This window comes from uncultured Anaerovibrio sp., assembly GCF_947302755.1.
GTDB lineage: Bacteria > Bacillota > Negativicutes > Selenomonadales > Selenomonadaceae > Anaerovibrio.
Window position 1 is genome coordinate 1 of the sequence record NZ_CAMYWM010000026.1, and the last position, 24,803, is coordinate 24,803.

Consider the following 24,803-nt stretch of genomic DNA (forward strand, 5'->3'; position numbering starts at 1 on the left):
TGCATCCTTCGGATTTGCTTCGCTAAGATTTCATAGTAAGCAAGATGAAAGCATAGGGGCTTTCATCAGCCCTTACAACGAAATCTAGAGCTCATCTGCATCCTTCGGATTTGTTTCGCTAAGATTTCATAGTAAAAAATTAAAAGGGACTGGCATAACAGTCCCTTTTTTTAGTACAATAAGAGTTAAGGATAAGGGAGGTTTTTTCCCGTTGTTTTTAGCTGTAAAAAAAGAGAGGCTCTTTACTTATGAAAGCACCAATCACAAATTTGCAAAAGCAAAAGCAGAGATATTTGCGGCTGCTGGCCGAGAAATATCCGACCAAGGAATCCGTTTATTCAAATTTAATTCATCTTCAGGCAAGCTTAAGCCTGCCCAAGGGGGTTGAGCATTTTTTGAGTGACCTCCATGGTGAGTATGAGCTCTTTTACCACATTTTTAATAACTGCTCCGGCGTTATTAAGGAAAAGGTGGATTATGTATTTGGGGCTCGCCTTACGGATGAGGAAAAGGCCGAGTTTTGTACCTTAATTTATTATCCAAAGGAAAAAATTGAGCAGATGAAGGACAAGCGGCGCAATAATCCTGAATGGTATCGGGAAAGTCTGGCCCGTCTCCTTGAGGTGGTAAAGCTCATGAGTTACAAGTATCCCTTGGATAAGGTGAACAGCTTTGTGCCAAAGCGGTACCGCAGCGTTATCATGGAGCTGCTCAATACCCATCCTGAGGCTGACCACGCCCAGTTTATTTACCACAAGCGGCTGTTAAATATGATTGTCCAGGTGGATGGGGCGTCGGATTTCATTATTGCCCTTACTGTTCTGATTAAGCGTCTGGCCGTGGATCATATGCATATAGTGGGGGATTTCTTCGACAGGGGAAATCGTCCTGATGCTATTATGGAGATGGTGATGAATTATCCTTCCATTGACATTCAGTGGGGCAATCATGATGTTATGTGGATGGGAGCGGCCTGCGGCAGCGATGTATGCATTGCCGGTGTAGTGCGCAATAGCCTGCGATACAATAATACCGATGTGCTGGAAAAGGGCTATGCCATAAGTCTGCGGCCGCTGTCCCTGTTTGCCCATCGGATTTATCCGGATGAAAGTCCATTGAAGGCCTCGGAAAAGGCTATGTCCATGATTATGTTCAAGCTGGAGGGACAGCTCATCAAACGCAATCCGGATTTCCATATGGATAGCCGGCTGCTGCTGGAGCATGTGGATTATAAAACCTCCTGCTTCAAAAAGGATGGTAAAAAATACGAATTATCAAGCGCTTATTTTCCCACGGTGGATCCCAATAATCCATATGAGCTGACCAAGGAGGAGGCAGCAATTATGGAGCATTTGAAGTCCTTCTTTATCGAAAGTGAGCAGCTGAGACGCCATGTGGATTATTTGTACAAGCATGGCAGCGTATATACCTGCTTTAATGGCAATCTGCTGTTCCATGGCTGTGTTCCCCTTAATACTGACGGTTCCTTCAAGGAAATTACCTTTGATGGAAAAAAATACAAGGGACGGGCATATCTTGATTTCGTGGATCAGCTGGCCAGAAAGGCCCAGTCCGGCAAGGATCAGCGGGCTCTGGACTTTATGTGGTTCCTGTGGAGCGGCCTCCTTTCCCCAATAAGCGGTCGGGAGTTCCGTACCTTTGAGCGGATGTTCCTGGTGGATGAAGCCACCTGGAAGGAACCGGCGGATCCGTATTATAAGCTGATAAACAAGGAAGAGGTCTGCGAAAAAATATTGGAGGAGTTTGGCCTGGATCCGGAGGAAGGACATATTATCAACGGCCATGTTCCGGTAAAGGTAAAGAAGGGAGAGACTCCGGTAAAGGCCAATGGCAAGGCTATTGTTATTGATGGCGGCTTCTGTCGGGCCTATCACAACAAGACAGGTATTTCCGGTTATACCCTTATATCCAATTCCCGTGGCCTCAGACTTTTGGAGCACCAGACGGTGGCTGATGTTAAGGAAGCCCTGAAAAATAACAAGGATATTGAGTCCGTATCTGAGACCCTGGAGCTGCAGGCCAAGAACACCAGTGTTGGCGATACAGATGAGGGTAAAATCATTCAGGAGGAAATTACGGATTTGTACAACCTCCTTACGGCCTATCAAAATGGTACCATGAAGCCAAAGGATTAGCTGTCTTTAGCGTGAGATTAAATTAAAATTAAAATATCATTAAAATTATTGTAAGTATAAATATATAATGTTATAATACAAGTGTAGTATATTCATAACTGAATATGGACGTGAACTATAAGCATGGCGGCTATGAGATAGCCGCCACCAGCAAGTTGACGACTTCATAGTGTATTTTGTGCATTTGAAGTATCGCTGGTTTTATGAAGGAACCTGTAACTCTATCACTTTTATGAGTGGTTAGGCATGTAGTGAGGAGACGAAGTGCTCAGAAGTTAAAGGAACTGGATTAAAACAAGGGGGCAATTATTATGAATGCTGCACAGCGTGTGTTCTTCTTTCTGGTAATGACTTTAGTTCTCGTTACAGCAGCATCCCATGCTTCCGCTGCCAGTATCCAGTCTGAGGTACTGTATTATGTGAATGTGGAGAGAGTCAATGCTGGTCTTCAACCTGTAGTATTTGACCAGGGCTTGAATCATGGCGCTGCCGTGAGAGCAAAGGAGATTCAGGTAAGCTTCGCACACCAGAGACCGGATGGCCGGGATGTAAAATCTGTTATGGAAGAAAGCTGCGGCTGGTTTGGTGAGAACCTGGCTGTTAGCCCGGCGAACGACGCCAAGAGAATTGTAAAGGCTTGGATGGGTTCACCTACTCATCGTGCTAATATCCTCAATCGTCATTATGTTCGAATGGGCATTGAGTGCGAAAGAGGTGCAGATGGGTATTATTATTGGTCATTGCTTTTTGCAGGGGCTTGACGTCTGTTCCTAAATCGGCATTTGGGACTATAGCAGGTATGCTATAGTCCCTTTTTCTTTTCCTTGAGAGCCATATTTTGGGGGGGTTGGCTAAAAATGCTGAGCGATTAGATTATTCATATTTTTAAACTTAGGACTTTTAGACCATATAAATGTATTGTTTATTGTGTGTATAAGGTGTATAGTGTGTATATTGCAGGGCAATATATGGTTTATGTTATAACGAGCTTTAAGATGTCCACCACCTCTTTAGGTGGGGAAAGCAAACAACAACAGTTGGCGGGTATATCTCCCAGTGCGGACGTATCAAAGCAGCAACGATGCTTTGTTAATACGTCCCATGCGAAAGTGTCCTACAAAGCAAGACAATAGTCGAAGCTGAGTAGCTGGCACTGACCGCCTAGTTGCGACGCAACGCTAGTCCTGAAAGGGCGACGCGAAGCTGGTCCTGAAAGGGAAACGCTAATTGGAAGATTTTTCTTCTAATTTAGAAGAAAGATTTGAACAATGGCGTTATAATGAATAATTTAGCTGTAGTGCAAAGGAGATGGTAAAAAAATGGGAAGTATTGCTAAGTTCAAGAAACGTCAGCTTAGTATATTGGCAGCAGCTTTTGTTGCTGCGTCGTGGATGCCCACAGCGATGGCAGTGCCAGCAAATGCCTTGCCTACCGACGGCGGTTTTGTGAGTGGAACAACAGGAACAATAGTAAACCGTAGCGGTGAGCCTATACAGGATATAACTCTTAATGAAAAGACCGGGATTATCGAATGGAATACGTTCAACATCGGTGCCAAGGCTAAAGTAAATTTTACGGGCCCTGATAATTGGATGGCATTGAATCGGGTAACCTCCGACAGCAAATCTGAAATATACGGTGCTCTTAACGGTGTGGGCGGAACTGTTTTCATCGTGAATCCCAATGGTATACTTTTTGGCTCCAATGCCAGTGTGGATGTTGGCAGTTTGGTGGCCACTACTATGAATGTGGATAATGATGTATTTAAGAATTTCAACGCGGAAAATCCGCTTGTATTCACCAGGAATGGGGATAGCCAAAAGGGTATAACGATACAGAAGCTGGCCAATATCACCGCCAGGGATGGTTATGTGGCAATCTTGGCCCATAATGTGAGCAACTATGGTACCATAACAGCACCTGAGGTAGCAATGGCGTCTGGTAAGAAGATAACCCTCAGCTATGATGACAAGATTGACTTGTCTGTGGATGTATTGAACAATACTGAAAAAGCGAGCAACGGCAGGGATTATTACACTGTTGGAAATATCGATACTAAAAATGGCTATGTATTGATGACGACAGAGGCTGCCAAGGGTCTCATAGGGAGTACACTTATCAAGGATAGTACTATTACAAACAATGGCGTCATCCAAGTAGCCAAGGCCATTACTGTCAAAGAGGAAAATGGTCAAAAGGTAGTGGAGCTTTCCGGTGATGGTGGAAGTATCAATATGATAGCTTCCAAAGTGCTGGTAAACGGCGAGCTTTCTGCTGATGCTGGTACTGATGGTACTAGCGGCGGCAAGATAAATACCTATGGTTATGATAAGCTGCAGGTCCAAGATGGGGCCAATGTTCATGCCAAAGCCGAGAATGGAACCCCAGGCAGTTGGAACCTGAAAACCCAGACAACTGTTATAGGAGAAGGCTTGACTGAAGCAAAGGTCAAGGATAACATAATCAGCAGCGAGGCTGTAGGTAATGCTCTGGCCTATACCAATGTCAATGTGGTGGCTTCCCCACAGAAAGCGTCCTATTACTCAGATATCGAAGTAAAAAAGGATATTCAAAAAAGCGAAGGCTCTGATACAGGACTTACCCTTACTGCCGGCCGTAATGTCGTCGTGGATGCCGATATTAAGAGTGAGGCGGGTAAGCTGAATGTAATTCTTGCTGGTGATAGCAGCAATTCTCTGGGAAAGACCATCTCCGACCGGGGGGATGGTGCCAATATCATCAGAGGCAATATTGAGACCAACGGTGGTTATTTCAAAACTGAAAGACTGCATGCCAAGGATGGGGAAACCGGCGAGGAGTACCTGGCCAATGGTACCTATTTCGGATTCGAGGATAAAAGTAAGACCGGAGAACAAAGTGACAGGCATATTTATACCAAAGGTGGCGACATCGAGCTGGGCGGAGCTGAGGTACTTCTAGGTACTGGTGGGACGGTAGTACTTGATACCAAAAGCAATCAGGCTGATGTCCCAGACGGCAAGGTTACTATTGACGGCACGGTGAATTCTGCTAATTTCTATGATAGTCCTGCTACTGAAGATAACAAGGATATCACTTGGACAGAGGCCAATGAGTTGGCCAATGCCTATGACAAGGATGCTGACGGAAATCCTACTGGCAAATCCCATCTGACGGTTATTACCAGTGCCCTTGAGGATGCCGTAACCAGCTCTACCCTGAAACCAGATGAGGAGGCCTATGTGGGCGGCCATGTAGTGGCTGTGGAAACCAATGATGATGGTTCCATTAAATACGTAAATGGCTTGCCTGTAGCTAAAAGGGATGAAAATGGCAATGTGGTTACCATCGTCAATGATGTAACTAACACCATAGCTGAAAATGATGAGCATAGAAAGGGCGGCTGGTATGTGGCCACCAGGGATGCTGATGGCAAGGCTAGTTCCTATGTGCGCTTTTGGGCTTGGACTGTCGGTGATGAGGCAGGGAAAATTATCTATATGCAGACCGCAGGAGAAAACGTGGCTGTAGATAACGGCTATAGTGATGCGCCAGATAATAAGAACGGTAGGGGCAATCCTGGTTTCCATGATATGCCAGACTATGGGGATACTCCGACAAATGACCAAGAAATAAGATGGCTTACAGAAGACCATGGTGTGAAATTAAACGGTGCCTATGTGAACTTTGCTCCAAATGAACCAAATGATGGTGGTGGGCGGACAGAAGGCTCGGAGACTGCCCTGGCAGTAAATCATGATACCTATTATGATTCAGAGCGTGGCAACGTGCTGGTGTCCAAGTGGGATGATATGCCGGATGGTGTAGGTGCCACCACTGAGGCGGCAAAGAAGCAGATCAAGATACACAATTATGCGGTGGAAACTGAGATTGGCAAGAGCGCTCTTACAATCAATGCCGGGGAGATTGTGCTTAATAAAGAGGTTGGCAATCTGTCCAAATTACAGAATCTGACCATCGATTCCTCTGCTAACGTTACGGCCAAGGGCTCTGTGCAGGTTGAAAACAATGTGATTGCCCATGCGGCCAAGGACAATACCTTTGAAAAGCTTATCGAAGCGGATAAAGGGCAGGTATATCTTTCTGCTGGCAATAATATATCTACAGCTGCTGTTACAGCCGGAGACCTGGTAGGTTTGAATGCCGGGGGTGATGTGACTATTAATGACATCCTTGAAAGCAAGGCAAAAGATACTGATAGTGCCGTAGAAATTATGGCTCAGGGGAGCTTTTACAATAGGGCAGAGGATGGAGCTAATGCCTTGAAGGTTGGCGATAACAGCCACTGGAAGGTTTATTCCGATTCTCCATATAATGATGATTTTGGCGGCCTGAACAGCAATCAGTTTGCCGAATGGGGCTGGAGTGGCAAGACTACTACTGCCGGTACAGGCAATCTATACATTTTCAAATATCATCCTACTTTGACCTTTAAGGCCAAGGATGGTGGAACCCGTATGGAGGGCACTGCTATTGATCCTGTAGGCTATACTTATGAGAATGAAATGGATGGCAAGTTCCTGAATGCGTTCCTCGACGGCGATAGTGCATTGTTTATGAACAGGGACGGTATGAATAAGGCGAATACTGTTGCTTATAAGGTCCTTGAGGATGGCTCCTCCGTTGATAATGCTACAGATGGTTACTCCGCTGATGCTAAAGCCGGTGCTTACAAGACCTTTATGGTTAATCACAAGGCTGCTGAGAGTTGGGGTTATAAGGTGAAGGATACATCTGGTACCCTTACCATAGAACCTCCGACTGACAATCCTCCGGGTGATAATCCTCCGACCGATAATCCTCCGGGTGATAATCCTCCGGCTGATAATCCTCCAGCTGATAATCCTCCGGCTGACAATCCTCCGGGTGATAATCCTCCGGCTGACAATCCTCCGGTTGATAATCCTCCGGTTGACAATCCTCCGGTTGATAATCCTCCGGTTGACAATCCTCCGGTTGACAATCCTCCGGTTGACAATCCTCCGGTTGATAATCCACCGGTTGATAATCCTCCAGTTGACAATCCTCCGGTTGATAATCCTCCGGTTGATAATCCTCCGGTTGACAATCCTCCGGTTGATAATACTCCGGTTGACAATACTCCGGTTGATAATACTCCGGTTGATAATACTCCGGTTGATAATACTCCGGTTGACAATCCTCCAGTTGATAATCCACCGGCTGACAATCCTCCGGTCGACAATCCTCCGGTCGACAATCCTCTGGAGAAGCCACAGCTGGAGTCTCTGATAACTTCAAATTCGGAAGGCACTGCTTCCTATACTATGGCTCAGAGAGCACAGGGACCTGGTGCTGAACGAGTTTTGGGTTTGCAGAGTGCAGAGCTCCCATTCTTCAATGAGCGGTTTGGCACTGTGAAGCTTTATGGAACCTATGATGTATCTGTGGATCCGGACAAGGTAAAAATGGTACCTACAGCTAAGGTGCTTCCAGAGCCTGAACAACCTAAGAATCAGTATCGTGAGTTAGAGAAGGAATTGACTACTGAGGATGGTAGTGCCAGATTCCGTCTCACTTACAATGGCTCTACTTTAGATATCTATCCTACAGATGAGGTTTCAACGGCTCTCTTGGTGGCCGGCGATGGCAAGAAGAATGTTGAAATTGAGTCCAAGGCACTTTTTGAGGCATTCAATCGAATGGGAATTTCTTTGGATGACCTGGATGGTGTTTATACTCATTTTGAAAGCATGAAGGTGAGCTCCTTTCGGGAATAAGCCAAGTGCGGAAGCTATTGCAATAATTGAAGCCCTCAAAGGACGGGCTGGTGCTATTAAGGTCGCCGAGAGCGATGATGCCATTGTGCTGGATGCGGAAGCCTTTATGGTACATTCCGCTGAGGTATGATTTGTGTATTATTTAATTCCCCTCTATTGATTATTTATAGTCAAGGGAGGGGAATTAATAAGTTATGAGATGTTTTGCTAAAATAATTAATCCAGATTATATGGGTAATAAATATCATATAGGAGGGTCTACATTGTTGAAATTTCGCCAAGGACGCGAGCTGAAAAAAATATCTGGTGCCATTGCTGTTAGTTTTTTGCTGGGAGGCCTGGCCCTGCCTAAGGGCGAGGCGGCACCTGCTGATTTTGAACCCCCTACAGCTGGCGAGCTGATCAATGAGCATCAGGAAAACCGTGAGGTTGAAGGGATAATGCTACCAACCGGTAAGGCGGAGGTCAATACTCCGGATGAACGTCCTCAACTTGATTTGCCAGATGAGTTGAAAGTGGAGGTTAAGGGCTTCAAGGTTACCGGCCAGGATATTTTCCCTGAGGAAAAGCTTCAGGCTGTTTTGGAACCACGCAAAGGAAAACTCCTGACCTTTAAGGAATTGGAGGATGGGGCTGACGATTTGGCGGCTTACTTTCGGGACAAGGGTTATGTGGCAGTACGGGTGTACCTGCCGGTGCAGAAGATCACCAATGGCATAGTGGAGTATGCCATTGTAGTAGGTCGCTTTGACCAGCTTACGGTTATAAATCATACGGATATCCATGATGCAGCAGTAAATCGGGAAGTTAGATGCTTGAAGAAGGGTGAGTACCTGACCAAGGAAAAGCTGCAGCGTGCTATTTGGTTACTGTCTGATTTAGCTGGTGCTGATGCCAAGGCCACTATTTCAGAGGGGTCTGAGCCTGGTACTGTTCATGTAGAGATTGACCTGAACAAGCACAAGGGAAAGCAAGGACTTATTACCGTGGATAACTACGGTAACCGCTACACGGGTTATGGGGAGCTGGGAGTCTATTACGACTTTTTGAATCTGGCCAAGGAGGGTGACCACTTTGCTGTTGGTGGCCTCCTCACGGGTCGCAATCTTTACAACTACGGCTTGAACTACACTATTCCGATTTATACCGATGGTTTGAAGCTGTCGGCAGGCTACAATGTGCTTCGCTACCATTTGGGCAAGGAGTACGATGACCTGGATGGCTGTGGTACGGCTCGTATTTCTTCTTTGGGCTTAGATTATGCCATTCGGCGCAGCCAGAAGAACAACCTTTATGCCGGAGTGCGTTATGATTTCTCAGAGCTGAAGGATGAGTATAGAGCATTGGATCTAACTTATGCTGAAAAGCACGGTCATGCCTTGATTTTATCCCTATATGGTGATGAAACTGATCACTATGGCAGCACTTACTGGCGGCTGGATAATAAGTTTGGTATGGTTGGCTTTGACAGTCAGTTGACTGAGCAATGGTTTGCTGGCAGCCGCACTGAGGGCAGCTACTACAAGCTGAGAGGCAGTATTCTGCGTCGTCAGGATCTGCATCAAAGATCTTATCTTCTCCTTTCTGCCAGGGGTCAGTGGAGTTCGACCAACCTGGACAGCTCTGAGCATATCAGTCTGGGTGGTTTCAGCGGTGTACGTGCATATCCTCAGAGTGAGGCCTCCGGTGACTGCGGCATTATAGCCCGTGCTGAGCTTCGCTGGCTGTTGCCACTGAAGCAAAAAGACCAGCAGCTGCAGCTGGCTGCTTACTACGATTATGGTGCTTTACGTATTAACAAGGATGCGGGAACTGCTGTTGGCAGTAATTATCGGCATCTTCAGGGTATAGGTTTAGGCCTTATATGGTCACGCTACGAGGATTGGTTTATCCGTGCCGATTATGCATGGCGTATAGATGGGGAGGAACCTATCAGCGACACTAGCAGCTCTAATGGGTGCTTATGGCTGCGTGGCGGCGTATATTTCTGATTGAAAAGCAAAACACCTTGAGAAATGTTTTCTCAAGGTGTTTTTTAGTGCGCCTGCAGGGCTGCTAAATTCAATATTATTGTTCAGGAACAGCGTCCCAGCCTACCTGCAATGCCTTCATGTTTTGGTCTACGGTATGTGGTGGTACCCGATTGGCAACGGCCTTTTTGATGGATTCAAAATCAACCAGGCCGGTTATGCGTACCAGAGCACCGAGAGCCACAATATTGGCAAAGAGGGATTTGCCGATTTCCTCTACTGCCAGCTTGGTGATTGGTATGCGAATTATATGCTTAAATTCAGGTGGATTCGGTACGAGATCCGTATCCAGTACCAGAACGCCCTCCGGATTAAGGTCAGTATAATATTTATCGGCGGCCTTTTGGGTCATAGCCAGTACCAAATCAGGTACCTCTACATGGGGATGATAAATAGGCTGGTCATCGATGATAACCTCCGATTTGGAGGCACCACCACGGGCCTCCGGCCCATAGGACTGGGACTGGACAGCCTCCTTGCCCTCAGCTACGGCTGCTTCGGCAAATATAATGGCAGCAGTTATTACGCCCTGGCCACCGGAGCCAGATAATCTAAGCTGTTTTCTCATTTATCAGCACCTCCTGCAATCTGAATAACCTCGTTGTATGCAGTTGCATAATCTGTTTCGCTTTCATTGTAGAAGAGGCCGATAGGGAATTTTTCCTCAGTCTTCTTTTCCTCAGGAAGCTTGTCCCAGGCTGCTTTCATAACCGCATTATCACGCATCCACATCATCATTTTGGCCGGATCAGCCATTTTATTCTTACGGCCGAAGGAGGTAGGGCACTGGCAGATGGCTTCTATAAAGGAGAAGCCCTTATTGTCAATACCGCCGGCAATCATATCGGTGAGATGCTGCACATGGAAGGCAGTGGAGCGGGCTACATAGGTAGCACCAGCGGCCTCGGCCAGACGGCAGGCATCAAAATTACGGTCAATGGCACCATATGGGGCGGTAGTGGCCTTTTTATGGGTTGGCGTCATAGGAGAAGCCTGGCCGCCGGTCATACCATAGATGCTGTTGTTGAACAGTACAACAGTAAGATCCACATTGCGGCGGCAGCCGTGAATGAAATGATTGCCACCGATGGCTGTGCAGTCGCCATCACCGGTAATGACGATAACGTTCAGCTCAGGATTGGCCAGCTTTATGCCGGTAGCAAATGGGATAGCCCGCCCATGGGCGGTGTGAAGGGTATCAAAGTCCATGTAGCCGGAGGCCCTGGAGGAGCAGCCGATACCGGAAACGATTACGGTTTTATCCTGATCCAGTCCCTTCTTTTCGATGGCCTGAACGATAGCCTTCATAACAATACCATTACCACAGCCTGGACACCAGAGGTGTGGCAGGCGATTCTGACGAAAATATTTTTCAAAGGATCTTTCCATTATGCCTTACCTCCTGCTACGAGCTCATCAATACCTGCTTCAATTTCAGCCGGCTCAAATATAGTCATGTCATATTTGGCACAGAGCTCTACAGGGCACTTGCCGGCTGCAACACGCTCCACCTCACCAATAAGCTGACCATAGTTAAGCTCAGTAACCAGAATGCCCTTAACCTTTTCAGCTATCCTCTTAATAGCCTTATCAGCAAACGGCCAGATGGTAATCAGGCGAACCAGACCAACCTTTATACCCTTTTTACGAGCATTGGCAACTGCTTCATAAGCCGTGCGGGCTGTACCGCCGAAGGCAACCACAGCATATTCGGCATCTTCCATGAAATATTCCTCAACGTGGGTTATTTCATCCCGGGCAATTTCAATCTTGTCATGGAGGCGTTTGGTAACCTCCCTGGTAACCTTCGGGCTGCCAATAGGGAAACCGGTTTCATCATGAATAAGGCCGGTTACGTGAATGTGATAGCCATCGCCAAAATTAGCGGTATTAGGAACCAGATCCTTGTCAGGGGTAAAAGGCTCATAGCCCTCTGCCCTGGAGCAGGCCGGCTTGCGACGCGGATAAATTTCTATGTCGGAGGCCTCAGGCAGCTCCACCTTTTCCCGCAGATGACCAACGATTTCATCCATCAGGAGAATAACCGGCGTGCGGAACCGTTCGGAATAATTGACGGCCATAACAGCAGTGTCAAAGGCCTCCCGGACACTCCAAGGAGACAGGGCAATCATTGGATGATCGCCGTGAGTACCCCAACGGGCCTGCATAACATCACCCTGGGATGGGGCAGTCGGCTGACCGGTGGACGGACCTACACGCTGTACATTCACCACAACAACCGGGATTTCCGCAGCAGCTGCATAGCCGATAAGCTCCTGCTTCAGGGAAATACCAGGACCGGAGGACGCGGTCAGAGCCTTTTTACCAGCCAGGGAGGCACCCAGCACAACCCCCATGCTGGCAATTTCATCCTCCATCTGAACAAATTTGCCGCCTACTGCCGGCAGCATTTTGGCCATTCCCTCTGCAACCTCTGTAGAAGGTGTAATCGGATAACCGCCAAAAAAGCGGACGCCTGCCGCCAACGCTCCTTCTACACAGGCCTCATTACCTTGCATTAATCTCGCTTTACTCATGCCTTCACCTTCTTATCTACAAAAATTGCATAATCTGGACAACGAAGTTCGCATTGACCACAGGCAATGCAGGCATCGGCATTAACTACCATTACCTTTCCCAGCTCATCCACGGCCAAAACCTGCTTTGGGCAGAACGCCACGCAGATACCACACCCCTTGCACCGCGGCAGCTTGATAGTAATTTCGGAATTCATTTTCTCCCCTCCAATTACTGTACATAATACACATGGCACTTCCTTAGAAAAATCTAACGATGCACATCTAACTAAATTATATCAGAAAATTGGCATTATTTAATAAATTTATCAACATTTTTGGCAACATGTTAAAACAAAAATATCTGGTATAACAAAAATGTATAGATAACCAACAAAAAACTCCGTCAATATATATGGCGTTGGAGTGTAACATTATTGAGATTATCAGATAATAATTGTATAATTATTCTACATTATTACATTGGATTTATTCGAGCATTCAAATTAAGATGGGTGGTTTGTCAGTGGAAACATTAGGATATTTGGGGCCCGTAGGGACCCATAGTGAGGCGGCAGCATTGTACCTGAATGAGCAGCTTCCTGAAAAATGTGAGCTGGTGCCTCTGGCCAATATTTACGCCGCAATACATGCGGTGGAGACCGGGGCAGTGGATACATGCCTGGTGCCGGTGGAGAATTCCATAGAGGGGTCCATCAACATTACCTTGGATACTTTGGCCAACAGTGACGGCCTGAAGGTTATTCGGGAGCTTATATGGGGGGTCCATAATCATCTTATGGCCAGGGATGTCCGTTACCCCATCACTAAAATTCTGTCCCATGGTCAGCCCCTGGCCCAGTGCCGGGAATATTTGATGAGTCATTATCCTGATGCAGAGCTGGATGCGGTGGTGAGCAGTGCGGCAGCTGCCAGCCAGGTGGGGGAGATGCCGGCGGATAGCGGCTGGGCTGCCATATGTACCCAACGGGCCGGCCAGATGAACGGTTTGGTGGCCTTGGCTCATAATATCGAGGATCAGCACAATAATTCTACCAGATTTTATCAATTGGCCAGGAAGGATTATGAGGCGGAGCTTCAGGAGGAAAAGACCCTTATTATCTGCCAGATTGACGGTAAGGATGCAGGCCGTCTTTGCGAGGTTCTCCTGGAAATGGCCACCAGGGATGTGAATATGACCAGAATAGAATCCCGGCCGGCCAGAACGGGCTTGGGAGAATATATATTCTTTTTTGATGTGGATGTTCCCAAGCGGGTGGTAAATCTCGATGCCGCCATGCAGGGCATACGACGCAAAAGTATTTGGCTGAAAAATCCAGGACGCTTTCCGGTGCTGCGGGCTGATGGCCGGAAAAGCTAAATTGGAAGATTTTTCTTATAATGGCGTTATTAAAGAAGAAAAATTTTAACAAATGCGTTATAATGAAAAGGGGTATTTGATGGTTATTATTATGGAAGCTGGTGCTGATGATAAATGCATTCAGAACGTAATCGAGGCAATTGAATACAACGGGCTCTCCGGCAAGGTAATGGAGGGTGAGTTTCAGAGGATTATAGGGGTAATAGGTGACCGGGAAAAGATGGCCTGTCTTAATGTGGAGTCACTTGAGGGTGTAGAAAAAGCAGTGAGTATTTCTAAGAGCTACAAGTTGGTGAGCCGGGAGTATCATCCTGAACCAACGATTATTGATGTGGATGGAATTAAAATCGGTGATGGCAATATGGTGGCCATAGTTGGGCCTTGTGCTGTGGAATCCAAGGAGCAGATTATGCAGGCGGCAGATATTGTCAAGGCTGGTGGAGCCCAGTTTTTGCGGGGGGGTGCCTACAAGCCCAGGACTTCCCCATATTCCTTCCAGGGCCTGGAGGAGCTGGGACTGAAGTATCTGGCGGAAGCCAGAGAACGTACCGGACTAAAAATCGTGTCCGAGGTTACTGATGTGGAAAATGTTGGCAAGGCTGCTGAATACGTGGATGTATTGCAGATAGGGGCAAGAAATATGCAGAATTTCCGGCTCCTGAAGGAAGTGGGCCGCCAACGGAAGCCTGTTATGCTGAAAAGAGGCATGTCCGCCACCATAGACGAGTGGCTGAATGCGGCAGAATATATTATGAGTGAGGGCAATGAGCAGGTTATCCTGTGTGAGCGGGGCATCAGAAGCTATGAGGAGTATACCCGCAATACCCTGGATTTGAGTGCAGTGGCGGCAGTGAAGCATTTGTCCCATTTGCCGATTATTGTGGATCCCAGCCATGGAACCGGGAAGTGGCGTATGGTCAAGCCTATGGCCTTTGCAGCAGTGGCTGCCGGGGCCGACGGACTAATGATGGAGATGCACCCGGATCCGGCCAAGGCATTGTCCGACGGACCACAGTCCCTGACACCGGAGCATTACCTGGATATAATGGATGGGGTCAATAAGCTGGCGGCCTTCCTACAGGAATCCGGCCTGGCAATACGTGATATTGGATGATCATATTTTAAGACTGTTTGTGAAAGCAATTTTAACCCCACGCTAACGGGTGCTGAGTCTCCCTCCTCTTAGGTGGGAAGCAAGATGAAAGCATAGGGGCTTTCATCAGCCCTTACAACGAAATCTAGAGCTCATCTGCATCCTTCGGATTTGCTTCGCTAAGATTTCATAGTAAACTTCGTGCGAAACGTTGTTTCGCACTACGCCCTTACAACGAACACTAAGTTCCCACTGCGCCGTAGGCTTGTGTTCACTAAGTGTTCATAGTAAAAAGCGCCCATAGCGGTCAGTGTCAGCTGCTCAGCTAAGGCCATGGTCCTGCTTTGAAGCTGACAGTTTCCCATGGGACGTATTAACCAATAGGCTTTTCCTCTTGGATACCTCCGCAACGCGCTGGATTAATTCGACTACATTCAGTGGGCGTATAAATCTCCCACTGAATATGTCTCATTTAATAGACGGGAATGATTATATGAGTGAAGACAATGTAAAAGAAAGCAATAATAGCATGGCCGGGACCGATATGGAGCAGCGGGTTCTGGAGCGGGCCATCCATGATAATGTGGATTTCATAGGTTACATTGATGTGGCATTAGGCACTATACGCATATTGAGGCATAACGGCACCTTCTTTCAGGAGGGGGATGAGCTGACCTTTGATTATGATGAGTACATCGATGGCTTGGTAAATCAGCATATGCTGGCAGATGATATGAATATATGCAAAAGGATGCTGCAGCTGTCCAATGTGGTAGATACTGTAAATATGTTCGGGGAATTTACAGGTACCTTCAAGGTATTCGTACATGCCGGCGGCCCTCTCCAGTACAAGAAGCTGAGTCTTCGCTATCTCGACAAGAGGGAAAAGGCCGTTATAGTGGCCGTTCAGACGGATATTACGGAAGTTACCACCGAGAACCGTCAGATGCAGGAGGCAATGCGTGGTGCCCTTAAGCATGCTGAGCAGGTAAGCAAGTCCAAATCCAAGCTGCTCTTCCAGATGAGCAAGGAAATCCGGACCCCACTTAACACCATTGTGAGTATGTCGGAGCTGGGCCGGGGCCGGGCTGAACAAAAGGACTACGTGATTTATTGCCTGGATAAGATAGAGGATTCCTCCAAGGTATTGCTGGATACCATAGAGAATGTATTGGCCCTGTCCCACGTTGAAAATAATGACATTGAATTGCACAATGACGTGGTTGTGTTCAGGTCCTTTATTGATACTGTGGCCCAGAAGGCCAAGGCGGATGCCTATGCCAAAAAGATTAATTTTCAGCTGGAGATGGATCCGAACGTGGGCCGATGCTTTCAGTTTGATGCAGACCACATGCGTCAGGTGCTGAGAAATATCCTTAACAATGCGATAAAATTTACCCAGCGGTTTGGTACAGTGACCCTGGGGGTTAAATGTCTGGCGGAGAAATACGGAAGGCAGTCCCTGGAGATTTCCGTGCGGGATACCGGTATTGGTATAGATCCCGACTTTCAGCCCCGGGTATTTGAAGCCTTTACCCAGGAATATGTGGGCAATAATGCATATGGCGGCTCCGGCTTAGGCCTGGCTATCTGCAATCACATTATCAAGAAGATGGGCGGCCTCATTGAGTTTGACAGTAAAAAGGGGGTGGGCTCCGAATTCAGGATAAATGTGGATTTGGAGATTGCCACCGCGGCCCATAACGCCGATGACGATGAGGAGGATATTTTCCGTGGGCGCAGAGTATTGCTGGCTGAGGATAATGAGATTAATCTGGAGATAGTGAGACAGCTCCTGTTAGCCAGGGGCATGGATGTGGATGTGGCCGGAAATGGCCAGGAGGCACTCAGTCAGTATATGTCCAATGCACCGGGAACCTATGATTTAATTCTGATGGATGTCAGAATGCCATATATGGATGGGCTTGTGGCCACCAAGAAAATAAGGAGCTCCGGCAAGTCGGACTGCAAGACAGTGCCTGTTTTGGCCCTTACGGCCAATGCCCTGGAGGAGGAGATTCGTCAATCCTTTGAATGCGGCATGAATGCCCATCTCACCAAGCCAATTAACGTGGAAGAAATGTATGGCTGTATGGAACGGGCCCTGCGGGGAGAATTGGCTGATAAATAGCCGAACAAATTAATTATTGCAAAAAGAAAAAGTTCAACATCCCCATCGGGAGCTGTTGAACTTTTTTATTTTCAGATTTTTTCAGATTTTTTCGATGGTAGGCTCAGCCCCATTGTTTATGCAGTCGGCGGTAATGGTTACCCGGCGCGTATCATCGGAGCGTGGAATATCAAACATTACATCCAGCATGGTATCTTCGATAATCCCCTTTAGGGAGCGGGCACCGGTTTTGCGTTCAATAGCCTTCTTGGCCACGGCCCGCAGTGCCTCCTCGTCGAATTCCAGCTGTACGTTGTCCATTTCCATCAGCTTTTGGTACTGCTTTACCGGAGCGTTTTTCGGTTCAGTAAGGATTCTCAGCAGGGCGTCCTCATCCAGATTTTCCAGGGTGCAGATTATTGGCAGACGGCCGATGATTTCCGGTATAATGCCAAATTTCATTAAATCCTCCGGAGTGGTCTGGTGAATGAGCTCATCAAACTTTGGCTTGTCGTTTTTGCCCTCAATCTTGGAGCCGAAGCCCATGCTGGCATCGTTTTTCCTGAGCCGCTTGGCAATGATTTTGTCAATGCCCACGAAGGCACCGCCGACGATAAAGAGAATATTTTTGGTATCCACCTTGATGGTAGGGGCCTCAGGGTGCTTGCGCTGCCCCCGGGCAGTAAATTCCACCACATTCCCCTCCAGCATCTTGAGGAGGGCCTGCTGTACCCCCTCATGGCCCGGGTCAGCGGTGATAGTATTATTTTCCCCGGATTTACGGGCAATTTTGTCAAACTCATCCAGGTAAATAATACCGTGCTCACAGCGGCTGATGTCCTTGTCGGCCGCGTAGTAGAGATTGCGTACCGCCACCTCCACGTCGGCACCTACAAAGCCGGCCTCCGTGAGGCTGGAGGCATCGGTTACGGCAAAGGGAATATCCAGCATACGGGCCAGATGGGACAGGAGGGCAGTCTTGCCGCAGCCTGATGGCCCCAGGATTATAACATTGGATTTTTCAATCTCATCCCCGTCGTTCTCCGGATGCTGAAAGCCGTATTTCATCCGCTTGTAATGGTTATATATGGCCACGGAAAGAACCTTTTTGGCCTGGTCCTGGTTGATGATAAACTGGTCAAGATATTCCTTTACCATATGCGGCTTTATGCGGTTCAGCTCGTCGTTGATGGCCTGCTCAGTCTCAACGTGCTGCTGGGCCTCCTTCGCCTCGTCATGCTCCTCGATGAGGTGGTATATATCCTTTATGCAGTTGGCACAAAGGGAAAAACCGGAACGGGGATCGTAGATTGGCACGTCATACTGGGTTTTGGCGACTACCTTTCGCTTACAGAAGCTACAGGTTACTGTAGGGTCATTGCTGTTCATAAAATATCTACCTTTCTATATACATGTGGTTAATTGCTCAAAAAAGTCTCCTAAATATTATGGTAGAAAAGCAAATTTTTTTCAAGATATTTTTCAATAGAAAATGTTGCGTGGGTAATAACAGTGTGTTATAATATCACAAGTTAGGCGTAGTATGTCTAAAAAGTTGATTTTTCGGCTTTGCCCCTGTTTGGGAAGCAACGTCGGACCAAGTCTTCGCAGAGAGGATTTGTAATTCTCCCAATTATGGGGAAAAGCGAGGTGTATAGAATGAAGGCAGGTATTCATCCAGAATTCCATGAGGCAAAGGTTGTTTGCGGCTGCGGCAATACCTTCACTACCGGCTCCACCAAGACTGAGCTGAGAGTTGATGTATGCTCCAAGTGCCATCCTTTCTTCACCGGTCGTCAGCGCGATATTGCTGCTGGTGGTCGTATTGAGAAGTTCAACAAGCGTTACGGCAAGTAATAACTCAATTATTATTGATGAGCAGGGCAGAAATGCTCTGCTCATTTGTATATGCGGATTTTTTTGAAGCTGATTACCCGACAGCGGTTAAAAATAAATGAGGTTTATATGAGCGAGAAAAAGTTAAGTATCGGCGGTCAGGCCGTAATTGAGGGGGTAATGATGCGCGGCCCAAAGCTTGTGGCCACAGCCGTCCGTACCCCGGAGAAAAAAATAGAGGTGGATGTACGACCGGTGAATTCTATCAGCGATCGATATCCCATCTTAAAGAAGCCTATGCTTAGGGGCTGTGTTTCCCTTGGGGAATCCCTGGTAATGGGCCTGCGCTCCCTGTCCTATTCCGCCCAGATGGCCGGCGAGGAGGATGAGCAGCTGACGGACAAGGAGTTGGCCGGTACCATTGCCTTTGCCTTTGTGATAGCTGCAGTGCTGTTTGTGGCCATTCCTACGGGAGCAGCCAAGCTGTTTCATTTCATAACGGAGGATCCGGTATTTCTGAATTTGATGGAGGGGGCCCTGCGCCTGCTGATTTTTATTGGCTACATAGGGGCCATATCCCTTATGAAGGATATTCAGCGGGTGTTTCAATACCACGGGGCGGAGCATAAAACCATTGCCTGCTTTGAGGCCGGTGAGGCCCTGACTGTGGACAATGTCCGCCGCCATACCAGACTGCATAAGCGTTGTGGTACCTCCTTTTTGCTGATTGTTATGCTGGTAAGTATTTTTGTCTTTGCCTTTTTGGGTTGGCCGGATTTGTGGCTGCGCATCCTGAGCCGGGTGGTTTTGCTGCCCGTAGTGGCCGGCATCTCCTACGAGATTATCAAGCTGTCCGCCAATTCGGATAACTGTGTTTTGGGCTGGGCCATTAAGCCGGGACTGTGGCTCCAGTATATGACCACCCGTGAGCCGGATGATGAGATGATTGAGGTGGCCATCGAGTCCGTCAAGGCCGTTCTGCCGGAGGATAAAATCCCGGAGGGTACAGCTAGTTATATACAAGAAGCGTAGAAGCAATATCTTTCACACGGTCTCATAGCTAAAAATTTTTCTTGCATTTATATAGTGTAAAAATCATAACTAGCTGCGCTCAGACAAATGATTTTTCCACTAATATAGAAGTGTGGCAATAAAAAATTTTGTGACGCTATTCGACCTATTGTTCAAGACATTTGCTTCTATGCTGACAGGTTATTTCATAATACAAATTAGCGGTAAAGAGGAAAATATACATGAATATTATGGATAAATTGCAGGCGGTGGAGAATAAGTTCCTGGAACTGGAATCCCTTATCAGCGACCCTTCTGTTTTGGAGGATATGAATAAGTGGCAGCGCTATAATCGGGAGCATTCCTCCATGGAGCCGATTATTGAAGCATACAGAGAATACAAGAGGGTCTGCCAGGGCATTGAGGACAATAAGGAGATGCTCAATGATGGAATTGATGATGATGAATTCCGTCATATGGTGGAGGAGGAGCTGGCTGATTTCCGCAAGCGCAAGGAGGAGCTGGATCAGGAGCTGCCCATTATGCTTCTGCCCAAGGACCCAAATGATGACAAAAATGTTATTGTGGAAATTCGTGGCGGTGTAGGCGGCGAGGAGGCAGCCCTTTTTGCCGGTGATTTGTTCCGCATGTATTCCCGCTATGCTGAGAGCCAGGGCTGGAAAATTAATATTATGGATGCTAATGCCACGGAAATAGGCGGCTTCAAGGAGGTATCCTTTGCCGTTGAGGGCTATGGTGCCTACAGCAAGCTGAAATATGAAAGCGGCACCCATCGGGTGCAGCGGGTACCGGTTACGGAATCCGGCGGGAGAATTCATACCTCTGCCGTTACGGTGGCGGTACTGCCGGAGGCTGATGAGGTGGATGTGGATATCCGCAGCGAGGATTTGCGGATTGATACCTATCGGGCCGGCGGGGCTGGCGGACAGTACGTAAACAAGACCGAATCGGCCATTCGCATAACCCATCTGCCAACGGGGATTGTGGTGCAGTGTCAGGATGAAAAGTCCCAGCTGAAGAACAAGGAAAAGGCCATGCGGGTGCTGCGGGCCAGGGTTTTGGAGCAGGCCCAGCAGGAGCAGGCGGATACTATTGCGGCTGACCGCAAGAGCCAGGTGGGCTCCGGTGACCGAAGTGAGCGTATCAGAACCTACAATTTCCCTCAGGGAAGGGTTACGGATCATCGCATTGGCCTTACCCTGCACAAGCTGGATGCCGTGATGGATGGTCAGCTGGACGAAATTTTAAACGGTCTCATTACTGCAGACCAGGCTGAGCGCATGAAGCAGGTGGATTGAACATAATATGGTGAACCCCTTATCAGCCTAAAGGCTGACACCTCCCCCAACAGGGACGGGAGTATTACTACCAGTAATTTGACATCACCTAAAGGGGGGAGGCAGGAATAATTTATCTGCTTTGCAGGCTCAGGCGCCGACGGAGCTTTGCTCCTAGTACCTCAGCGGTGCTTCCCCAGAGGGGAAGGCTTTAAACGTAATCCATGAGTTAACACACTATTAGGGTGGTGATTAATATAGCGGAGGAAATTTGGACAATAGGAAAAATATTAAAATGGACGGAGGAATATTTTACCAGGGCGGGCATTGACACACCCCGTCTGGATGGGGAGGTATTGCTTTGTCATGTATTGCAGAAGGAACGTATCCACCTGTATGTTCATTTTGACCAGCCCCTGACGAAGGAGGAACTGGCCCGTTATAAGGCCTGTATAAAGGAACGGGTTCAGCATAAGCCGGTGGCCTATATTGTAGGCCACAAGGATTTTATGGGCCTGGATTTCAAGGTGAATGAGTCAACCCTTATTCCCCGCCCTGATACGGAAATATTGGTGGAAGCCGTTATTTCCCGGCTGAAAACAGGTCAGGGCAGCCTGGGCACCATAGCGGATATTGGCACTGGCTCCGGGGCTATATGCCTGTCCCTTCTCAACTATTTGCCTGAGCTGAGGGCTGTAACGGTGGATATTTCTTCCCAGGCCTTGGGGGTGGCCAGGGAAAATGCAGATAATTTGGGACTTTCCGACAGAGTAGAGTTTTATCAGGGGGACCTGCTGGAGCCCATCGCGGGTCGCCAATTTACGGCTATTGTGTCCAATCCTCCCTATATTCCCGAGGGCGATATATCGGGGTTGGAGGCGGATGTAAAGGATTTTGAACCTATATCCGCCCTGGCGGCCGGAGGGGATGGGCTGGATTATTATCGCAGGCTGGTGGCTGAAGCTGGCAATTTACTTGTGGAGGATGGTTTTTTGGCCCTGGAGGCTGGTATTAACCAGGCCGGGGCAATAAAGGAATTGGGTCTGGCCCATGGCTGGGGCCGATGTGAAATAGTCAAGGATTTGGCAGGAATTGACAGGGTAGTAATCTTATGGAAACAAAAATAATTTCTATAGCCAATGTGGAACAGGATATGGCGGCCATAAAAAAGGGGGCCGAAATGCTCCGACGGGGGGAGCTGGTGGCTATTCCCACAGAGACGGTATACGGCCTGGCGGCCAATGGTTTGGATGAGGCGGCGGTAAAGGCACTTTATGATGCCAAGGAACGGCCCTATTATAAGGCCTTTTCTCTGCAGGTGGCGGATGTGGCCATGGTAAGGGAGATAGCGGCCCGGATACCAGATATGGCCCTAAGGCTCTTTGAGAAATTTTGCCCGGGGCCCATTACCATCGTCCTGCCGCGGAAAAGCTTCATTCCCAAAAGGGTAACCGGGGGCAAGAATACTGTGGGTATACGGATACCCGCCAATGAGATTGCCCTGGCAGTGCTCAGGGAGGCCGGTGTGCCCTTGGCGGTGCCCAGTGCCAATATTTCTGCTCACCCAAGTCCCACCTCGGCCCAGATGGTGTATGAGGACCTGCAGGGAAGGATTCCCCTGATATTGGACGGCGGCCCATGCAATTTGGGGATAGAGTCCACCATTGTGGATTGCACCGGGGATAAACCGATGATTATCCGCCACGGGGCTATAAGTGAGAAAGAAATAATGGATTGCATATAAAATGGGTTGGCCAATGCAACCCATTTTTTGTTTGTCAAGGAGAATTTTAGTCAAAAAACACATCACTTTTTCGTTTTTTCCATCACTTTTTGGTTTGCTATTGAATTAGTCATTTTTCTGTGGTATGTTTCAGCTAAAAGTATATTGGTACTTTTTATCAAAGCAGGGGAGGAAAGGAAAAATGACTACAGGGAAGTACAAAAATTATTCAGGGAAAGCTGGTATCGGCCGGACAGAAAAATACTGGGGCGGCCGCCGGGGACAGGCGGCGTTGGCTTTGGCCGTATCGCCGTGGATAGCGGGGGCTGGGATAGCCAGTGCAACAGCAGAAAGCACCACAGAGAGAGGGAATATTGGTCTTGATGCAGGAGTAGCAGATACACCTATTACGGTAATGACAACGGACGACGATAAGCAGAATAAATATTATACGAATGAGGCGGCGGTGACCTATGCCAAAACAGCTACCGGGGCGGAGCGGATTGAAAAGACCGGCAAGACCCTGACCATTGCCGGTGGCGATTGGAGTTCCTTTGATCGTTTTGGTGGGGGTGCATTATCTGGACCGGGTGCAGAAGGCAATATTTCGGGCTATACCCTGAGCTTGTCCGGCGTTAAGGCCGGGTATAGCGGTAAGCTTCCGGGCGGTATGTACGGTGCTTATGCTGGTAGCGAAGGAAGCAGTAACAATAATAATCTCATTCTGGACGGGGTTATCGCCAAGGAAGGAATGTGGATGGTTTTCGGCGGCTACGCTATGTCAAATGTCAATACTACTGGCAATGCCCATTATAATACCGTGACCATAAAAAAACAGCAATCTATTTGGGGGAGTGGCCGGTGGTTATTCTGCTAAGAATTATGGCGCCGCCTGCAATAACGAGGTTACGGTTGAGAACAGTACCATACAGGCTTTTTGCGGTGAAATGTGCGGTATCTGTGGCGGAGCTACGGGTAAGGAAACTTCCACATCGGCCATAAATAACACTGTAAATCTGAAAAATGCCATTATTGGTGGGCCGGTCTGGGGCGGCAATCATCAAAATACTAGAGCAACCAGTACGGATGTGGTTAAGGGAAATACCCTTAATCTGGCCGGGGCCAATGAGATTGGGGATTATGATATAATGTCCTATATTCAGAAAGCGATAAAAGCGGGCGAAATGCCGGCTGAAATGGCAGGGATGACAGCGGAAGATATCAAGGCCATGCTTGCGGCATCCGGCTTTGATAAAATAATGCAAGGCAAGGTGCAGAATTTCCAGAATATCAATCTGACGGAGGCTACTTGGGGCAAGCCGGTGCTGACCTTCACTGGCAGCAACGGAATCCTGAAAAATGAGGATGGAACCTATCCAACCATCAGTACAGAGGGGATTGTCTTTTCCGGGGTAAATGCCATAGCGGCAGGGGACAAAACCACCCTTATACATAATGGTATGCCGGATGAAGCTGACTTTACCGCCGGGGGCGGCGCCATTACAGGCAGTACCTACAAGCTGGGCACCACCTTGCAGGGTGAAGGCAAAGCGGCCATTGTGGAGAAGGATCTGGTCTTCACCGCTGATACCGGTGTGGGCATGCTGGCACAGGAGCAGACCCATAATACGGTGATGGGGGCAGCGGCCAGTGTGGCGGCCCTGTCCGCCGGCAGTGACTTTATTGGCGGGGCAGCGGATGGGTTGGCCCTGGTATCCAATACCGGCGCCGATGGAATGGCCACTTATGCCAATGTGGGGGGCGGCACCATGCGGCAGGAAACCGGCAGCCATGTAAATGCCCACCTTTGGAATGCTATTTTGGCAGTAGGCCACAAGAATGAAAAGACAAAAGCTGATTTTGAATATGGGGCCTTCTTCGAGTACGGCACCGGCAATTATTCCACCCATA

At 48.1% G+C, this 24,803-nt stretch carries 18 protein-coding genes and 1 pseudogene; 14 read left to right on the forward strand and 5 right to left on the reverse strand.

Translation table 11 applies throughout. From position 1 onward, the window contains the following. Positions 1 to 248 precede the first annotated feature (248 nt). The 4 genes from Q0Y54_RS04290 (at position 249) to Q0Y54_RS04305 (ending at position 9,885) form a co-directional block, all read left to right on the forward strand. Positions 249 to 2,156: a fructose-1,6-bisphosphatase gene (locus Q0Y54_RS04290; protein WP_297964636.1), complete on the forward strand. Its 1,908-nt coding sequence runs from the start codon at positions 249 to 251 to the stop codon at positions 2,154 to 2,156. A 347-nt stretch (positions 2,157 to 2,503) separates the two neighbouring features. After that, the gene (locus Q0Y54_RS04295; protein WP_297964638.1) at positions 2,504 to 2,917 is read left to right on the forward strand and encodes a CAP domain-containing protein; all 414 of its coding nucleotides are present in this window, start codon (positions 2,504 to 2,506) and stop codon (positions 2,915 to 2,917) included. Positions 2,918 to 3,475: 558 nt separating this feature from the next. Next, positions 3,476 to 7,894, forward strand: coding sequence for a filamentous hemagglutinin N-terminal domain-containing protein (locus tag Q0Y54_RS04300; protein ID WP_297964640.1), 4,419 nt, complete (start codon positions 3,476 to 3,478; stop codon positions 7,892 to 7,894). 263 nt (positions 7,895 to 8,157) lie between these two features. Continuing rightward, positions 8,158 to 9,885 (forward strand): ShlB/FhaC/HecB family hemolysin secretion/activation protein, encoded by a 1,728-nt coding sequence (locus Q0Y54_RS04305; protein WP_297964642.1) that lies wholly within the window; start codon positions 8,158 to 8,160, stop codon positions 9,883 to 9,885. Between the two features lie 76 nt (positions 9,886 to 9,961). On the opposite strand, the gene Q0Y54_RS04310 is transcribed toward Q0Y54_RS04305, so the two are convergent. From Q0Y54_RS04310 to Q0Y54_RS04325, 4 genes are read right to left on the reverse strand one after another with little or no spacing between them, the layout of a single operon-like run. Further along, positions 9,962 to 10,492, reverse strand: coding sequence for a 2-oxoacid:acceptor oxidoreductase family protein (locus tag Q0Y54_RS04310; protein WP_297964644.1), 531 nt, complete (start codon positions 10,490 to 10,492; stop codon positions 9,962 to 9,964). After that, the gene (locus Q0Y54_RS04315; RefSeq protein WP_297964646.1) at positions 10,489 to 11,313 is read right to left on the reverse strand and encodes a 2-oxoacid:ferredoxin oxidoreductase subunit beta; all 825 of its coding nucleotides are present in this window, start codon (positions 11,311 to 11,313) and stop codon (positions 10,489 to 10,491) included. Before Q0Y54_RS04315 ends, Q0Y54_RS04310 begins: the two co-directional genes overlap by 4 nt. Beyond that, positions 11,313 to 12,461, reverse strand: coding sequence for a 2-oxoacid:acceptor oxidoreductase subunit alpha (locus tag Q0Y54_RS04320; protein ID WP_297964648.1), 1,149 nt, complete (start codon positions 12,459 to 12,461; stop codon positions 11,313 to 11,315). The genes Q0Y54_RS04315 and Q0Y54_RS04320 overlap by 1 nt, the downstream gene beginning before the upstream one ends. Continuing rightward, a complete protein-coding gene (locus Q0Y54_RS04325) occupies positions 12,458 to 12,658 on the reverse strand; it encodes a 4Fe-4S binding protein (RefSeq protein ID WP_027397891.1) in 201 nt (66 codons plus the stop codon). Before Q0Y54_RS04325 ends, Q0Y54_RS04320 begins: the two co-directional genes overlap by 4 nt. A 308-nt stretch (positions 12,659 to 12,966) precedes the next feature. Here Q0Y54_RS04325 and pheA point away from each other — a divergent pair, with 308 nt between their 5' ends. The 3 genes from pheA to Q0Y54_RS04340 all read left to right on the forward strand — a co-directional run bounded on the left by pheA (position 12,967) and on the right by Q0Y54_RS04340 (position 17,045). Then, positions 12,967 to 13,821: a prephenate dehydratase gene (pheA, locus tag Q0Y54_RS04330; RefSeq protein WP_297964651.1), complete on the forward strand. Its 855-nt coding sequence runs from the start codon at positions 12,967 to 12,969 to the stop codon at positions 13,819 to 13,821. A gap of 79 nt (positions 13,822 to 13,900) precedes the next feature. Beyond that, entirely contained in the window at positions 13,901 to 14,935 is a 1,035-nt protein-coding gene (gene aroF / locus Q0Y54_RS04335) for a 3-deoxy-7-phosphoheptulonate synthase (RefSeq protein ID WP_297964662.1), read from the forward strand. Between the two features lie 472 nt (positions 14,936 to 15,407). Further along, the gene (locus Q0Y54_RS04340) at positions 15,408 to 17,045 is read left to right on the forward strand and encodes a hybrid sensor histidine kinase/response regulator (protein WP_297964652.1); all 1,638 of its coding nucleotides are present in this window, start codon (positions 15,408 to 15,410) and stop codon (positions 17,043 to 17,045) included. A gap of 81 nt (positions 17,046 to 17,126) precedes the next feature. Here Q0Y54_RS04340 and clpX read toward each other — a convergent pair whose 3' ends face one another. Continuing rightward, positions 17,127 to 18,413, reverse strand: coding sequence for an ATP-dependent Clp protease ATP-binding subunit ClpX (clpX, locus tag Q0Y54_RS04345; protein ID WP_297964654.1), 1,287 nt, complete (start codon positions 18,411 to 18,413; stop codon positions 17,127 to 17,129). A gap of 270 nt (positions 18,414 to 18,683) precedes the next feature. On the opposite strand from clpX, the gene rpmE reads away from it, so the two are divergent. The 7 genes and pseudogenes from rpmE to Q0Y54_RS04380 all read left to right on the forward strand — a co-directional run. Beyond that, a complete protein-coding gene (gene rpmE, locus Q0Y54_RS04350) occupies positions 18,684 to 18,881 on the forward strand; it encodes a 50S ribosomal protein L31 (protein ID WP_297964656.1) in 198 nt (65 codons plus the stop codon). Between the two features lie 108 nt (positions 18,882 to 18,989). Further along, positions 18,990 to 19,892, forward strand: coding sequence for a DUF1385 domain-containing protein (locus tag Q0Y54_RS04355; RefSeq protein ID WP_297964664.1), 903 nt, complete (start codon positions 18,990 to 18,992; stop codon positions 19,890 to 19,892). Positions 19,893 to 20,119: 227 nt separating this feature from the next. Continuing rightward, positions 20,120 to 21,190, forward strand: coding sequence for a peptide chain release factor 1 (gene prfA / locus Q0Y54_RS04360; RefSeq protein ID WP_297964666.1), 1,071 nt, complete (start codon positions 20,120 to 20,122; stop codon positions 21,188 to 21,190). 230 nt (positions 21,191 to 21,420) lie between these two features. After that, positions 21,421 to 22,296 carry a peptide chain release factor N(5)-glutamine methyltransferase gene (gene prmC, locus Q0Y54_RS04365; RefSeq protein ID WP_297964668.1) on the forward strand — a complete coding sequence of 292 codons (876 nt, stop codon included), beginning with the start codon at positions 21,421 to 21,423 and terminating at the stop codon, positions 22,294 to 22,296. Beyond that, positions 22,281 to 22,913 carry an L-threonylcarbamoyladenylate synthase gene (locus Q0Y54_RS04370; protein ID WP_297964658.1) on the forward strand — a complete coding sequence of 211 codons (633 nt, stop codon included), beginning with the start codon at positions 22,281 to 22,283 and terminating at the stop codon, positions 22,911 to 22,913. The genes prmC and Q0Y54_RS04370 overlap by 16 nt, the downstream gene beginning before the upstream one ends. 181 nt (positions 22,914 to 23,094) lie before the next feature. Further along, positions 23,095 to 23,769: a hypothetical protein gene (locus tag Q0Y54_RS04375; protein ID WP_297964660.1), complete on the forward strand. Its 675-nt coding sequence runs from the start codon at positions 23,095 to 23,097 to the stop codon at positions 23,767 to 23,769. Continuing rightward, positions 23,747 to 24,803, forward strand: a pseudogene (locus Q0Y54_RS04380) (hypothetical protein); the annotation flags it as partial. The gene Q0Y54_RS04375 and the pseudogene Q0Y54_RS04380, both read left to right, overlap by 23 nt.